The sequence below is a fragment of the Candidatus Accumulibacter contiguus genome (assembly GCF_036625285.1).
Lineage (GTDB): Bacteria > Pseudomonadota > Gammaproteobacteria > Burkholderiales > Rhodocyclaceae > Accumulibacter > Accumulibacter contiguus.
On the sequence record NZ_JAZKUC010000002.1, the window covers coordinates 1022714 to 1036722 of the forward strand.

Annotated in this window: 16 protein-coding genes and 2 pseudogenes; 9 read left to right on the plus strand and 9 right to left on the minus strand. The window is 61.5% G+C overall.

What is annotated here, in order from left to right; translation table 11 throughout:
- Positions 1–52: 52 nt before the first annotated feature.
- From V5B59_RS23395 to V5B59_RS23405, 4 genes and pseudogenes are all read right to left on the minus strand, one after another.
- Positions 53–745, minus strand: a complete 693-nt coding sequence (locus tag V5B59_RS23395; protein ID WP_408612959.1) for an IS630 family transposase — start codon at positions 743–745, stop codon at positions 53–55.
- Positions 645–1016 (minus strand): annotated as a pseudogene (locus V5B59_RS26425) (winged helix-turn-helix domain-containing protein); the annotation flags it as partial. The pseudogene V5B59_RS26425 and the gene V5B59_RS23395, both read right to left, overlap by 101 nt.
- A 78-nt stretch (positions 1017–1094) precedes the next feature.
- Positions 1095–1596 (minus strand): annotated as a pseudogene (locus tag V5B59_RS23400) (FMN-binding negative transcriptional regulator); the annotation flags it as partial.
- A gap of 136 nt (positions 1597–1732) precedes the next feature.
- A complete protein-coding gene (locus tag V5B59_RS23405; protein WP_332352383.1) occupies positions 1733–3409 on the minus strand; it encodes a DUF6399 domain-containing protein in 1677 nt (558 codons plus the stop codon).
- A gap of 455 nt (positions 3410–3864) precedes the next feature.
- Between V5B59_RS23405 and V5B59_RS23410 the strand changes: the two genes are divergently transcribed.
- A complete protein-coding gene (locus tag V5B59_RS23410; RefSeq protein ID WP_288131029.1) occupies positions 3865–4788 on the plus strand; it encodes a DUF3631 domain-containing protein in 924 nt (307 codons plus the stop codon).
- A 306-nt stretch (positions 4789–5094) separates the two neighbouring features.
- Here the strand turns inward: V5B59_RS23410 and V5B59_RS23415 are convergent, their stop codons facing one another.
- Together V5B59_RS23415 and V5B59_RS23420 are read right to left on the minus strand one after the other, a co-directional pair.
- Positions 5095–6057 (minus strand): ISAzo13 family transposase, encoded by a 963-nt coding sequence (locus tag V5B59_RS23415; protein WP_332352484.1) that lies wholly within the window; start codon positions 6055–6057, stop codon positions 5095–5097.
- Positions 6032–6316 carry a hypothetical protein gene (locus V5B59_RS23420; RefSeq protein ID WP_332352379.1) on the minus strand — a complete coding sequence of 95 codons (285 nt, stop codon included), beginning with the start codon at positions 6314–6316 and terminating at the stop codon, positions 6032–6034. The genes V5B59_RS23415 and V5B59_RS23420 overlap by 26 nt, the downstream gene beginning before the upstream one ends.
- A gap of 164 nt (positions 6317–6480) precedes the next feature.
- Between V5B59_RS23420 and V5B59_RS23425 the strand changes: the two genes are divergently transcribed.
- The 5 genes from V5B59_RS23425 (at position 6481) to V5B59_RS23445 (ending at position 8734) form a co-directional block, all read left to right on the plus strand.
- Positions 6481–6882, plus strand: coding sequence for a hypothetical protein (locus V5B59_RS23425; RefSeq protein ID WP_169071480.1), 402 nt, complete (start codon positions 6481–6483; stop codon positions 6880–6882).
- Positions 6883–6915: 33 nt separating this feature from the next.
- Complete coding sequence (locus V5B59_RS23430) at positions 6916–7203, plus strand: hypothetical protein (RefSeq protein ID WP_169071479.1); 288 nt, start codon at positions 6916–6918, stop codon at positions 7201–7203.
- 29 nt (positions 7204–7232) lie between these two features.
- Positions 7233–7355, plus strand: a complete 123-nt coding sequence (locus tag V5B59_RS23435; RefSeq protein WP_256436005.1) for a hypothetical protein — start codon at positions 7233–7235, stop codon at positions 7353–7355.
- Positions 7356–8421: 1066 nt separating this feature from the next.
- The gene (locus V5B59_RS23440; RefSeq protein WP_169071477.1) at positions 8422–8568 is read left to right on the plus strand and encodes a hypothetical protein; all 147 of its coding nucleotides are present in this window, start codon (positions 8422–8424) and stop codon (positions 8566–8568) included.
- Complete coding sequence (locus V5B59_RS23445; RefSeq protein ID WP_169071476.1) at positions 8561–8734, plus strand: hypothetical protein; 174 nt, start codon at positions 8561–8563, stop codon at positions 8732–8734. Before V5B59_RS23440 ends, V5B59_RS23445 begins: the two co-directional genes overlap by 8 nt.
- On the opposite strand, the gene V5B59_RS23450 is transcribed toward V5B59_RS23445, so the two are convergent.
- Positions 8709–9539 carry a hypothetical protein gene (locus V5B59_RS23450; protein ID WP_332352384.1) on the minus strand — a complete coding sequence of 277 codons (831 nt, stop codon included), beginning with the start codon at positions 9537–9539 and terminating at the stop codon, positions 8709–8711. The two genes, V5B59_RS23445 and V5B59_RS23450, sit on opposite strands and share 26 nt — an antisense overlap.
- Positions 9540–9563: 24 nt before the next feature.
- Positions 9564–9962: a hypothetical protein gene (locus V5B59_RS23455; RefSeq protein WP_332352079.1), complete on the minus strand. Its 399-nt coding sequence runs from the start codon at positions 9960–9962 to the stop codon at positions 9564–9566.
- Positions 9963–10223: 261 nt separating this feature from the next.
- On the opposite strand from V5B59_RS23455, the gene V5B59_RS23460 reads away from it, so the two are divergent.
- Positions 10224–10526, plus strand: a complete 303-nt coding sequence (locus V5B59_RS23460; RefSeq protein WP_332352080.1) for a helix-turn-helix domain-containing protein — start codon at positions 10224–10226, stop codon at positions 10524–10526.
- 34 nt (positions 10527–10560) lie between these two features.
- Entirely contained in the window at positions 10561–10998 is a 438-nt protein-coding gene (locus V5B59_RS23465) for a hypothetical protein (protein WP_332352081.1), read from the plus strand.
- Positions 10999–11094: 96 nt separating this feature from the next.
- Here V5B59_RS23465 and V5B59_RS23470 read toward each other — a convergent pair whose 3' ends face one another.
- The gene (locus V5B59_RS23470) at positions 11095–11562 is read right to left on the minus strand and encodes a hypothetical protein (RefSeq protein ID WP_332352082.1); all 468 of its coding nucleotides are present in this window, start codon (positions 11560–11562) and stop codon (positions 11095–11097) included.
- A gap of 100 nt (positions 11563–11662) precedes the next feature.
- Between V5B59_RS23470 and V5B59_RS23475 the strand changes: the two genes are divergently transcribed.
- Positions 11663–13972, plus strand: coding sequence for a DDE-type integrase/transposase/recombinase (locus V5B59_RS23475; RefSeq protein ID WP_332352083.1), 2310 nt, complete (start codon positions 11663–11665; stop codon positions 13970–13972).
- The last annotated feature ends 37 nt before the right edge of the window (positions 13973–14009 follow it).

A 14009-nucleotide genomic window follows, 5' to 3' on the forward strand; every position in this document is an offset into this window, starting at 1 on the left:
CTAAGTGTAAAGCCTCTTGGACCTGCTCACCGCGCTTCCGTAGCTCCTCATTCTAGTGCGCGTTCAAGTTGATACTAACAATCCAAGGCCAGGCAGTGAGGCTCCGGATGCTAGCTCTATTTGCTGCCAACCTCGGCAGACCGTCCTCAAGCTGCCGGCGAACCGATTCAAGATCATTGAATACTCGATTGGGGAATTCTTTCTCTCGTAACTCGTCCCAGACATGCTCCTGCGGGTTCAGCTCCGGCGAGTACGGCGGCAGTCGAAGCAGCCGCATGTTCTCCGGCACCACCAGGTCATGTGCCTTGTGCGAACTCGCTCCGTCCACCACCATGACGATGAAGTCTCGCCGATGAGCCGAGCTGACTTGGGCGAGGAACTCACTCATGTGGGTGGTGTTCATGATGTGGGTGATCATCCTGTCGAACTGTCCCTGCAGCGGGCTGACGGCGCCGTAGACGTACAAGAACTCGCGCTCGTAGCCGTTGCCGACCATCGGGCGTGCCGGTTTCGGAGCCCAGCAGCGCCGGATGCGCACCATGCGGCCGAAGCGGGCCTCGTCCTGGAACATCAGCCGCACCTTTCGGCCGCGAACATCCTGCGGCTTCAGCAAGGCTGCCAGCTCGCCAGGAAGTTTTTTTCCAGTCCTCCTGGACAGAAGGGTCGTTCTTGGGGTGTCGGGTGTCCGGAGCTCCCTTGCGCCAGCCGTGGCGAGCGAGCATGCGGTACACCACCGAAGGCGCAATCGGATGCCCCAATCGCTGCGCCAGCGCTGCGCGGATTGGGGAGACAACCAACACGCCGCCTTGGGCAGACCGTTGCCGCCATGGCTCAAGGAACGACTTTTCCTCCTCCAGGCTCATGGCTGCATGGCGCCGGCCACCCCACTGAGGCGCTGCAGTGGCCGGCCGCGCGACGCGATCTCGCAGCCGCGACTGGTATCGCGCCACCGTTGCCCGACCCACACCCAGCACGGCAGCCGTCTGCTCCAGCGTGGTCCCCAGCAGCGCCGGCATCAGCACCGCCTGCGCGCAGCGCTTCGAGGGTATTGGCCTGCAGCGCCAGCTCCTGCGCTTTGGCCACCAATTCCGTATCTACCCGCCTCGGTCTGGCCATGCGATGCCTCCGTCGATGTCGACAGATTCAAGCATGCCATAGTTCGTCTCATCTTGAAAGCTACTTGGAATCAGCCACGTTGATCGATCTCGTTCTTCCTTGTTCTGGCTCAGTTTCCACTTGCCGACCATCCTGGTTACCTCAACCTCAATGCCAACGATGGCCGATAGCATCTGGTCGATGTATTCAGGTGAAGAATCCGTCATCTTCCAAGGCCGCGGTGATCCGGTCTGCGCTTCATGAGTTCGCGTAAGTCGCGCCACCACGCCACGCACGAACCGTTCGTTGTCCCTGATGTAGAGCTTGCCGTGCACGTGCACCACGCGGTAGTTCCAAGTCGGGACTTTTGTGGAAATCGTGCTTGCTGGGATACCAGTTCGGCGAGACATACACGTCTTCGGCACGGAAGATCACCAACACCTCATCCCCGTCCTTGGTTTCCTTCCACAACGGATTCGCGCGAGCAACGTGCGCCAACAGCCTTTTCGGACTCTTGCCCGCCTCATCGGTGGTGTCCATCAAGTGTATAATAACCTCTAATATATTGATTATAATACACTATATTAGTCTCATATCCACGTCTGGACCAGGCCTTGATCATCGTTCCGGCCACCCCCTACGCCGCCACCTGCATCAGATAGGGCGGCTTGGGTGGTCGAGGTCGTCGGCGCGCCGGTCGTGGGGGTAGCGGCATGCGCTGGAGCACCTGCGCGAACAGCGTTTCGTGTGCACGGCCAAAGAAGCGCTCGGCGGCGGTTGTGCCGTCGGCGCGACGGATGTGGTAGTTGTGCACGGCGGTGAGCGCCGCGAGCTTGCGGTCGCTCAGGCGATGGCGGCCCTGGTGATGCAGGGCCAGTTGTCCGTTACGGCCCTCCACCCCGGAACTGCTGCGCTGGAAGCGATCGGCGCATTCGCCGGCCACCTGTTCCAGGCGCGCGATCTCGGTGGACGGTAAGGCCTGGATCGGATGCGCGCCGTGACGCAGCGGTTCGAGCAACTGGCGGCTCAGCGCGCGTAGTCGGTGACGCGGCTCGGCGAGGGTGCTGCGCTCGGCGACGCGCTCCAGATACAGAGCGGGAATCAGTTCTTCGACGAGGGCGCGCTCCAGCTCGGGGGGCAGCGCGAGGGCCTCGACCTGCACCTGCAGGGTGGCGAAGAAAAAGGTGAGGGTGGCCAGCAGTTGGGTAGTCAGACGTTGCGCTTTGGCCAGGCGCTCACGGGCGCGCGTCGGCAGATCAGCGGCCTGGGCGATACGCCCGAGCCGCGCCCAGACGTCGTTGAAGCGCTGCGCGACGGGTTCGACGGGTTGTGCCTGTCCACACTCCAGGTCATACGGGTGATACCCGATGCCCAGCTCCCGCACCAGTTCGCGGGCTTCGCTCTGACGCGCCTGCGCCTGGGTGTGCGCGACTTCGGCCTGCACCACCTCGCTCACGGCGGCCTGGAGGCGGGCGGCGAACGCGGGTGGGCGACCGCGGGGACGAGGCGACTGGTTCTCGTACGCCTGCTGGGCCGCCCGCTCGACCGCCCAAGCCTGCTGAGCGGCCACCACCGTCGCGGCGGCCTGCCGGACCTGGCGGGCCAGGTGTAGGCTGGTGGCCTTCGATACCTCGTGCTGACCATGGAAGAGGTCCGGCGAATGATGCGCATCCAGGTCCACCTCGACCTGCCGATGCAACGCCGTGGCCTCGTCGCTGGTGCCTTGGATCACGGCAACATTCAACCCGACCAGGGCCGCCTGGAGCGCCTGCGTCCAGGTCGCCGCCTTGCGATCCGCCGCGTACTGCTCCAGAAGAAGAAAGCCCGACACCGGCTCCAGCGCCACCAAACCCATCTGCGGATGGAAGGTCTCATCCTCACATACCGTGAGATCCCGGTGCGGCATGCCCCGCGCCAGCGCCGCGCGCTGCTCATGTGCGACAGCGACCAGCGCCTCCTCCAGGGCCGCATTGAGGCCCTGGTGGGTGCCGTAGCTGGCACCGACGAATGCCGACAGCCCGCTCAACTCCAGAAATTGGCACACCACCCGAACTCCGGCACCCCCCTGCAGGGTGATGCTGAAGTGCGCCGCCAACACCAGTGGATGCAGCCACCGCACGCCCTCAGCGGTCTCCACCCACGCCGCCAAGGCCGCTGGGGCTGCGCCGACCACAACCGGCTGGCACCACTCCTGCAAGGTGCTGTGGGCCAGGCCGAGGTCGGCGGCTACCTGCCGTTGCGGCTGTCCCGCCGCCAGGCGCGCGTTGACCGTCTCAAGCTGCTCCGCCCGCTCCAGGCGCGAGCGGCGCTTCACGACCCACCCACCATCGACGACCGTGCAGCGCACAGTGGCACCGGCCTCGTCTCTGAGCTATAGTCAATCCCGGCAGGACCTTCGAGCATCTTCCTTCTCCCTCGGTGAGTTTGCACTTCCAAGGGTACGAGATTTCGAGGGTTCTGCCACTCCTTTCTCCAAGCGCCGCACTCGGCGTTGGCCGGAATGATGATCAAGGCCGGGCTTACCGTTGGCGGGCTGGACAAGGTAGTGCACGCTGAACGTCGGGAGCTGGCGGCGAAGGCTCGGGCAGACGACGAAGAGGGCGACAGCGAGCGAGGGCGAATCTTTGAGATCATCGCTCCTTGGGACGCGCACATCACCGGGGCGGATGCCCTCGATGACGCGCTTGCCTTACTGCGCAAGTATGTTGTGGCTGACGAGGCGACGCTACACTGTGGTCAGCGCTCACATGGTTTGTGGATCATGCAACAGTGCTCCCGCTGGCAGTCATCAATTCCCCGGAGAAGAACTGTGGAAAATCTACGCTCCTGGGTGTGGTTCAAAGGTTGGCGCTTCGTCCGGTCCCGGCATCGAACATCACAGGGCCAGCGCTCTTTCGCACAATCGAGGCGTGGCAACCAACGCTACTGCTTGACGAGGCCGACACCTTCGCCAAGGACAACGAGGAACTACGCGGCATCCTGAACTCCGGGCACACTCGGAAATCCGCCTATGTCATCCGCGTTGTCGAAGTCGACGGCGAGTTCGAGCCGCAGCAGTTCTGTACCTGGGGAGCGAAAGCACTCGCTGGTATTGGCAACCTTCCTGCAACCCTCATGAGCCGCGCGGTTGTGCTCAAGATGAGGCGCAAGCTGGCCGGTGAAGTTGTTGCGAATCTGCGACATGCGCACGACGAGGAGTTCATCCCCACCAAACGCAAGTTCTTGCGCTGGGCAACAGAACGGGGTGCCGATTTCGCCAAGCTACGGCCAGAACATCCTGCCCTTGCCAACAGGGACGCAGACAACTGGGAACCTTTGCTCGCGCTCGCCCATTTGGCCGGCGGGGAATGGCCGGACAAGGCGAACCTTGCCGCGGTTGCGCTGACCGAGGGCACCGAGGATTCGCAGGGAGTATCGGAGGAATTGTTGACGGACATCCAGACAGCGCTGGCGTCGCACGAGGGAAAGAACATCACGACCACCGAGCTACTGAACCAACTTTGCAACGACGATGAGGCCCCGTGGGCGACGTACAACAGAGGCCATCCGTTGTCACCCCGACAGTTAGCGAAGCGCTTGGGTTCTTTCGGTCTCAAGCCGCGAACGATACGTGACGGCCTTGTAAACGCGAAAGGCTACGTCAAGTCGGCTTTCGATGAGGTATTCTCCCGTTACCTGCCTGCAGGGGGGTAATTTATCCGTCACACCGTCACAACCCAGTGATAGCAAGGCTTTCAGCCGTTTTCTATCCGTCACATCGTTTTTGAGTGTGACGGATAGAAAAACCCCGCAAACCCTTGCCGTTGCTGGGTTGTGACGGTGTGACGGTGTGACGGATAAAAAAGGGGGATATGGGCAAAAAAGAAGAAGGGGGTCTTGCAGATTCGACTTCTGCAGATTGAGTGCTTGCCCCTAAACGACATTCGGTGCATCATTTTCCAAGCGCCGAGTTGAAGCCACAGCTTGCAGGGCGCTTTACAAATTCTCGCTAAGGAACGTTCAAGAAACAACTTGTGTAAATTCAATATCTGACTGCGGAGAAACGGTGTAATTCCATTTAGGAAGAATGGAATCGGCAATAATCTTCAGGGTTGACTTGAGTTGCTCTGAAGCTTTGCGCCCAGTTTCGTAGACTTTGTTGAGGATGTCGACGGAGACACACAGGCCAGTTTTCGTGTGTGTGCGTTCAATCAATTCCTTCACCAATGGAACGTTCTTGAAGACTACGCCTTCGCAAGCACGCGTGACATGAGGGAAAAGACGGTGTTCGATCGGGTTGTGTTTGGAGCAGTACGGTGGATAGTGGGCAATACGAATTTCCAGTCCGATGCGGTTGGCCAAGGTCTGCAAGTCCTGTCGAAACAAAGAGGAATTGGAGGGATTGCTGCCTCCGCCATCGCACGTCAGCAGGAGTTGGGTGGCGTGAGCATAGTCGTACTTGCCCACCTTTTCCCACCAGTGCGCGACGCTGTCGCACGCAAATTCCGTCGTATCGCGGCTCGTTCCTAGGTTCACGTGCCCCTTGTTTAGCCCTACGTCATAAAGTCCGTGCGGCACAATTTTTCCCTCGCCGTAGCTGGCAAAATCATGGTCCAAGACTTCAATGGATTCTCGTGCGTACAATTTTCCCGCGCGATAGAAGTTGCCTATCATCTCCTTTTTCTTCGTATCCATGCTGATCACAGGCTGGTTCCGTGCAAGATACTTCGCTTTGATTTCTGTGATGTTCTGAAACTGGGGGTTACGTTCTGGATGTTGCTTGAACGACTTCTTTTTCTGGGCTTGGCGACTTGCAAATTTTTTCAACAACTTGCAGGCAACGTAGCGACTTACAGGAATGCCATTCGTCGTGATTCGCTCGGCAATAGCTTGCGGTTTGAGGTTCGTCCAGACGATGTCGTGTTGCGGACTTCCTGCCGTATGTTCAGAGATGACTTCAAAAAAAAATGCTTTCCAATTCAGGCATGGCGTTGATGATGGATTTGCGGCCGCCCCCTGGTCTGCGGATCCGACCGGGCGCCAATTCTTGCATTTCTTTCAAATCCACCAAGCCTTGGCAGATCGTCCTGGAGTCTATACCCAACAATTTCGAAATATATTCCTTTCCACCCCACCCTAATTTATGGGCTTCGACTGCCGCATACCGTCGCCGATCTTTTTCGGACAACCTGCAAAACATTGTCGTCATCAGACGTTCTATTTCTTCAGTGTAAGGCTTCATGCGATGAAGGAAATCATAGCCATGGGAGAATCTGTCATCTTAACAAATACTCAAATTCCGCAACTTGTTTTTTGAACGTTCCTAAAGCGTCGTTCGGTTCGTCAAGGCCCGCTTTAGCCCCCACGCTGACGCGGGTTTTTTCATTCGACGAACAGGAGCACACCATGAGCATTCGCATCGTTTTCTCGACTGCGGTCGTCAAGAAGAGCGCAGTACGAAGGAACTATCAGGGCGGAGAAGCTGCATTTCGGGCCGCCTTTCCCTACGCGTCCGAGGACCGGCAACTGTTCGGAATCTCCAGCATGTCCACCGGCGAGATGGGGGAGATTATCGACGAACTAACCGCAGGGGGGCTAAAGCTGTCATCTTGCTTCGCGCTTGGTGGCAGCGGAGAAGTCTATCCCTGCCCCGATATCCTTATTGAGCAGGTTTCAGGGGGGATATTCCCGCGGTGGGAAGCACGTGCTCTAGTCGACGAGCCTGAAGTCATGTCCGCCGAAGGGGAAAAGCTCGTCCGATGGATGCTGGCTAAGGGCTGGACGTTTGATCTGCCCGAAGCGCAGTGAAACCCAATCGCACAACCACCAGGAGAACACGCCATGAGCTTACCAGATGGAAAAATGACGGGCAGGGAGTTAATCACGAAGTATGGGGGAACGGCGATCCCGCCGGACGACCCAATCTTCAAGCCCGGCTTCACGATTGGCGCGACGGTGCCGTACAGGCAGCGGCCGGCTGGCTCGACGAGCGAGGCATCAAGTACAGCCCCAACCGAAGCGCAGACACCCCAGGAGGGGGATATGTCGGATCCGAAAGTGGCCGGGCGGATGCAGGACCGGATAGACCAATTCATGATCGACGAGGACCGGAAGGCCGGGTTGACCTAGTCGGGGTTCACTTCTCCAAAGAGCCACGCATGTGGCTGTCTGGCGTCTATTTCGACAAGGGAACCGGCGCCAAATCGCAAGAAGCGGTACGCATCCGCGCAGCTACCGACGACGCCACCATTCCCCGACGATCTGCGCGGCCTGTGTTGTGATGCCAAGACCGGGGGGGGCGGCTGCTGCGCGCGCCGGCGGCAAAAAGGCTACTTCTGGGCATATTGCAACTAAGCGCCTAACCGAATATGCTCCCCCTCGCACGCGCACACAGAGGGGCGACACTTGACCACTGCACGAGACGAGTACAGAGCCGGCGTCGAGGCATTGGCACTCGATTCACTACAATCCCTGGATCGGCCCTGGGCAAGCGCCCGTGAAGTGTCCGCGCTCGCCGGGCGTTGCTGGCGATCGATCGCCCGTGCCCTGCTGAGGATGGCATCGCGCGGCATTGTCGAGGTGCAGATAGTCACCTGGCGCGATCGACAAGGTAGGTGCCGTCACTCCCGGCGCTACCGGGCTGCCACCGCGCTGGACATCGATGTGTTCCCGGCATGGCTGATGCCCCGCGCAGTACCGTCGCCCTCACACGTCACACCCAAGGGGGGCGCAGCGGGTTCGCCGGGGCTGCCAGTCGAGCGTTTCGAATCGCACCGCACCATGCCAGGAGCAACGCCAAGCATGAACTGTTCCTCACCATGCGCTACCTGATGTTCATCAGGTAGCAGTCACTACTGGCGCGATATTTGCTAACGCTGCACTGCGCAATGCTGCCGGCAACCCCCCGTGCGTGCGTGGCGAACGGGATGGTGTCCGGCAAAGTGGCAGGCAAGGTGGCAGGCAAGGTGTCAGTCGATGAGAAAGAAACCATGGCGGGCACAGCGACGCTCAGGGGCGTTTCTGTGGCAAAGTTGTATCGGCTTGGGGTAGATCGCCCCGCCAGCGTCGATTGTGCAAGTCCTTGACGTACTGCTGGCGCGTGGCCTATGCTGGTGCTGTCGTTGCACATCAGCGATGCGGGTGTGGAAGCCCGGACACTTGGCGGACAAGCCGCCTGCATCGCGGCTTTTTTCATGTCCGTTGGCATGGCCCCCAGTTATGGGCGACCGTGCGGGGAGCCTTCGCGCTCGCCGGTTCCAAGTGCCGGTCTTCCACACCCGCACGGTCTGCCCTCCTCATGTGGAAGTGGGGAAGGCGGAACACACAACCGCTACTTGGAATCACCCCATGCCCAACACCCCCGGCGCTACCACTCGCCAACAATCCCCCTACTCCTCAAAACTCGCCAGCCTCGAACCCGAAGGCGATTCCAACGCGCTGCCGCCGGCCCTGGCCGTGTTCCTCTCGACGGTGGAGGGGGCGAGTCATGGCTGAGAAAAGCGGCTACACCTTCGGCGCTGATCTTTGCGCGCCTTTTGCCGTTACCCTGACGATTGACGTCAGCCAGGTGACGGTCGAGCAGTTCCGCACCGACCTGCCGCGTATCGTCGCCAAGCTGGAACACTACCTCGCCGTTACCCGCGCAGAGGCGCTGCGCTGAACCAGACCCCCGGACGTGCGCCGGGTTTTCTTTGGCCTGACGTTGCTCTGGATTGCTCAAATTGTGAGGGAGGGGGATAGTTGGCACAGAGCGGGGGCGGGGGAATTGTGAGGCGGGGGGGATGAAAGGCTTGCTGTGCAAGGGTTTGAGGGGTGGGGGGCAAAAATGGCCGGCGGTTTTGGGTTTGGCACAAAATGGCTGGATTTCCGGTCCGAATGCCCGGCGTTAAGGTGGTATTTGGCACAAACTGCACAGCGTTCGGGCCTTTGATCTGGAGCAGGCGGGGCGGGGGGCGTTCTGCGTGGGGCGGCGTTACATCGGGGTCCAGGTTAGCGTCGCGAGGGATGGCGACGATGGGCCGCAACGATCCAAGGTCGCGGCGGTTGCTTTCGGTCAGGCGCTGTTCGGCCCTGCGGAGCGCCTCTATTCTGGCTTCGAGCCAGCGCATCAGGTCGGCGTAGCGGGCGGCGGGAATGAGGCGGTGCGCCGTGACCTTGGCCTTGGCGTTGAGGGCTTTCCTGGCATCGCTGCGGGTGATCTGGCGGGCCTTCAGGGTGTTGTGCAGATCGACCCATTGGTCGCGCCGTTCGACCAGGTCGGCCTTCTGGGCCTTCGAGATGAGCACGACCGACGGCGGCGCGAGCAGCACCACCTTGAGCTGCATCTGCCCCCCGCCGAGGTGGTTGATGCCGCCCTTGATGACCACCTTCTTTTCCTTGATTGGCAAGGGTTTGAGGCTGGTTGACGCTGTTTCGGTTTGCTTCATCAGGCCGATGACCTTGGCTATTTTTTCTTCTTCTTTCACCACGTTCCTCCTGGAAATGCGGCGCTACGCCGCGAGTTTGACGATATTCATGACTTTCTCCTCGGTGACGCTGGAGTCCTCCAGCAGGTCATAGACCGCCAGCAGTAACTCGGCTTTTGCGGCGGGCGCCATGACGCGCTCGGTCGCCTTCAATCCCATTTCGATGGCCTTCAGGGAGATGCGCATGCGCTCCCGATCGAGCGCGCCGGGCGTTTCCGCGCCGGCCAAGTCCTCGATCCGCATGGGACCTTCCCCCGTCATCAGCCAGTTGGCGTTGATCCCCGCCCGAACGAACGCCGCCCCAAGGGTGATCCCCGCCTCGTTACGCCCCTCCTCATTTCGTTGGTAGGTACGCACGTTGTAGCCACTTTGTACGCAAAAATTGGCTTGGCTAAGGCCGAGATACGTCCTGGCTGTCTTCATCCGAGTGCCAATTTGCTGCCTTTCAGTGGGCGATTCGACAACAGTGGAAGTGTCAACGAAAGTGTCAACGAAAGTGTCAACTTGGGCAGTGTCGTTGACACTTTCATTACCCGTTGATTTGTCTATGTTTTTCACTGTTTTGGCCGAATATAAGCAAACTCTAAAGTGTCAACGACAAACGTGTCTGTAAACGGTGTTGACTAACGACAAATTTGCGTATCTAATACCATCCATTCCAACACAAACCGATGCCGACACCAGATGACAATCCAGACCCCAAAAAAAGCCAGTCAAGAGGACTGGCACCCGGCGGACATCGTAGCCGCTTTGCATAAGCGCGGCATCACCCTGCGCGCCCTCGCCAAGCAGTGCGGGCTGACCAGCCCGACGACTCTTTCCAAGGCGATGACGCACTCCTATCCGGCCAGCGAGAAGCGGCTGGCCGATGCGGTTGGCGTCCCTGTTCAGGTGATGTTCGCCGCTCGCTACCACCCGGACGGGACGCCCAAAGGGCGCGGTATCCGGGGGGCTCACGTGCTTCATTCTAGCCATTCTGGTTGCTAACACAATGGCAATAACGCACGACGGAGTAAACACCATGAAAACGAGTTTTGATCCTCTGACCCGCGACCTTTTCGAGGTGCCTGTGGAGGTGGTTCCGGTACCCGGTTCGCTCGATTGCGGACGGGCGATCCGGCACGTGTTGACCGACCTGATGAAGCGCTCGACGCACTCTCGGCAGGCCGTTGCAGAGCAGATGAGCGCGCTGACCGGGGCGCCGATCAGCAAGCATCAACTGGACTCCTGGACGGCCGAGAGTCGCGACGGCTGGCGCTTTCCGCTGGAGTACGTGCCGGCCTTCGAGGTGGCGGTGGAGACGCGGAAGCTGACCACCTGGCTTGCCGATTTGCGCGGCTGCAAGGTGCTGGTGGGCAAGGAAGCGCTCGATGCCGAGATCGGCAAGCTGGAGCGGATCAAGGAGGACGCGGGCCGGCGCATCCGGCGGATCAAGGACGTGATGGGGACGATGCAATGAGCACATTGAAAGCCCTGTGGGCAAACGCGCTGCTGTGGTTGATTCGGCCGGCGCTGGAGGAGCAGCAGCGCCGGGAAGATGCGTATGACGAGGCGCTCATGGAGCTTCTGGAAGAGAAGGTCCACAAGCCTCATCGGGAGCGGCAGTTTCTGGAGATGCAGGCGGCGCATGAGGAGCGGGTGCGGGAGCAGCAGGCGTTTGAGGCCCGCCATGCAGCACGGAGAGCCGCTTTCGCCGCTCGCTCCGCGACAACGGGCGCAACTTAGCCCCGTCGGCCGTGATGATCGTCACCGAAAGCGCGTCATGCGCGTCCCGCATCCGTTCGATGAAGCTGCGCAGCCAGGGAAGCGCGAAATCGTTCTCGTCGAACAGTTCGCGCTTCGCGGCAATCTCTTCGAGGGTTTTGGCCCAATGCAAATTCGCTTTCGGGTGCCTCAAGAGCATAGCGCTCAGTGCTTCCAGAACCTGCTGCTGGGCTTCGCTGCGCTGCCACAAGGCCTCTGTCTTGCGGCGCAGTTCGTGGAGTTCTTCGTTGATTTCGTCGAGCGGCGATTCATTTTCCATGAGGGGTCTCCAGTGAAGTGGTTGGGTTTGCAGATTGGATGCCTGCCTGCCCATTTTAACGACGCCGGCTGACCCCTCACCCCTTTCCAGAATGCCCCCCATGAACGCCCCTTTGCCCGCTGTTTCCGTGACCGCCACAATGGTTGATATCGCCCAGGCGCTGGGCGTGACCAAGCAAGCCGTTGCACAACGAGCGAACCGCGAAGCCTGGCCGTTCGAGGAGATCACCCTCCGCGGGGGCAAGCGCCGCCTCTACCCCCTCGCCACCCTCCCGGCCGATGTTTCACGGGCCGTGACGCATCACCGAAACGTCGTCGTTACAGTGAACCGGGGCGCGCGGATGAAGGCCCTGACCACCATGCTGGCCCAGTTTGAGGAAGAACAGGAAGCCGCCCGCGCGCGCCGCCAGCAGACCGCCGAGGCGGTGCTGCGCGACCTCGCCGGCGGGCTGTCGGCGCGCGAAGCGCTGACGCTTTCCGCGCACAGCGAGATCGCGCAGGGCTGGCAGGTGTGGTTCGTGAAAGCGCAGCCCCTCAAAAAATCCGCGAGCTGGGACCCCTACGCGCAGGCCTACAACGGCTTGGAAATCCCGGTCTCGAGGGCCGTTCGCGAGGCGTATCCGGCGGTCTCCGGGCGCTCGGTACAGCGCTGGGTGGCCGCCTACGAGGCGCAGAACCTCGCCGCCCTGGTCGATCGGCGCAACGGCGCCAAACTCGCCGGCCAGACGGTGTTTTCCGCCGTGCCGCTCCTGGCCGCAGCCGCCAAGAAACTGATGCTCGACCGCCCCGGCATCCGCACCGGGCAGTTACACCTGCTGCTGCACACCGCGTCGATCGACGCCAAGACCGGCGAGAAGCTCTTCCAGGCGCCGAGCTACGACCAGGTGATGCGCTTCCAGAAAACCTGGATCGCGGAGCACCGCGAACTCTACCTGCAGGCGACGAATCCGGACGCCTGGAAGAACCAGTGCATGCTGGCGTACGGCTCGTGCAGCGAGGACGTGCACGGCCTCAACGACCGCTGGGAGATGGACGCGACGCCGGCGGACTGGCTGCTGCTCGACACCGACGGCCAGCATAAACGGCACACGGTGAGCGTGATCATCGATGTGTGGAGCCGGCGAATGCTGGTGGTGGTGGCGAGGACGCCGCGCACGGTGACGCACTGCACGGCGCTACGCCTGGCGCTGCTCCTCTGGGGCGTGCCCACGGAAATCCTGACCGACAACGGGCAGGACTACCAATCCACACATTTCAAGCGCGCGCTGCTGGCGCTGGGTATTCAGCACCGGACGACGAACCCTTTCTCTCCCGAGGAGAAACCGCACGTCGAGCGCGCCATCGGCACCCTGAACCACTCGATTCTGGAGCTGCTGCCGCATTTCGTGGGCCATTCGGTGGCCGAGCGCAAGGCGATCGAGGCGCGGCGGACTTTCGCGGACCGGCTAGCGCGCAAGGGCGAGCTGGTGGACTTCGGCGAACTGGGCATCGAGGCGATGACGGCGGAAGCGATGCAGGCGCGGATCAATACCTGGATCGCCGGGGTGTATGAGCAACGGACCCATGCCGGCCTCGGCAGGAGCCCGTTCGCCCAGGCGGCGTCGTGGAGCGGCGAAGTTCGGCGGATCGCTGACGAGCGCAGTCTGGACCTGCTGCTCGCCAGGCCGGCCGACGGCGGGCAACGGACGCTGCAGAAGAAGGGCATCCGGCTCGACGGCACGTGGTTCCAGGCGCCTGAACTCGCGCGGATCGACGTCGGCAGCGTGGTGGACGTCTATGAAACGCCGGATCTCGGGCGGATCGTCGTCTATTTCCGCAAGAACTTCGTGTGCATCGCCGAAGCGGCCGAGCGCACCGGGGCGGACCGACAGCAGATCGCCCGGAAGGCGAGCGAGATCAAGCGCGAATTCCTGGCCGAGCAAAGACGACGCCAGAAAGCCGAAACCAAGGGTCTGGCGCCGACGGCCGAGGTGCTCGAACGGCATCTCGCCGACCAGGCGGCGGCCGCCGGCAAGCTGGTGGTGGGCGATTTCGGCAAGACGGCGACCGCGCACACCAGCCACGGGCTTACCGAGGCGGGCAAAGCGGCTGCCGCACTGGCCGGGCCGCAGCCTTCCGCCCGCGCGGCGGCGCTGCTGGCGCAAGCCGAGCAAGCGATGGCGGAAGCGCCGAGCAACGTCACCGAACTGCCGGCGGCCAAGGCGCACGCGACGCCGCTGGAAGGGCTTTCGAATCGCGAAAAATATGAGTTGTGGCTGCAGTACGACGCCCTGGTGACAGCGCACGGCGGCGAGGTGGAGGTGCTGGAGGAAGCCTGGCAACGGCGGTTCTGGCTGCATTTCCCCGGCACCGCGATTTTCCGGACCGAGGCGAGCATGGCCGCGGCGAGGCAAGAGGCGGACGCCCGTTAGCGGCGGGCGTCCTGGGATGACCGAGCGGGCAGGAACC